General features: G+C 68.5%; 1 protein-coding gene. It reads left to right on the plus strand.

The genetic code is table 11. The features are described 5' to 3' along the window. Nucleotides 1-183, plus strand: a 183-nt coding sequence (locus tag R0J92_RS27090) for a hypothetical protein (protein WP_411053958.1), incomplete at its 5' end; no start/stop codon positions are given. Nucleotides 184-232: the final 49 nt, after the last annotated feature.

Raw genomic sequence — 232 nt, forward strand, 5'->3', positions numbered from 1 at the left:
GGCCGCTTGGCGCACGAGCAGGTAGCCGATCACCTGGCGCTGCCACCGGCCACACCTGCGTTCAATCCACTTGCCCTGCTGGCCGGCCGAGTGGAGGCGAGCCCGGAAGCGAACGAGCGCACTAAGCAGCGCCTGGCAGAAATCGCCGAGCTGTTCGGTCCCGCTCAGGACGCGGCGGCATGAGGCAGGACCACGTCGAACTGGAAGTGCGACCTGTGTCCGAGCCGGTGGC

This window comes from Tritonibacter sp. SIMBA_163 (assembly GCF_046535935.1).
Classification (GTDB): domain Bacteria; phylum Pseudomonadota; class Alphaproteobacteria; order Rhodobacterales; family Rhodobacteraceae; genus Epibacterium; species Epibacterium scottomollicae.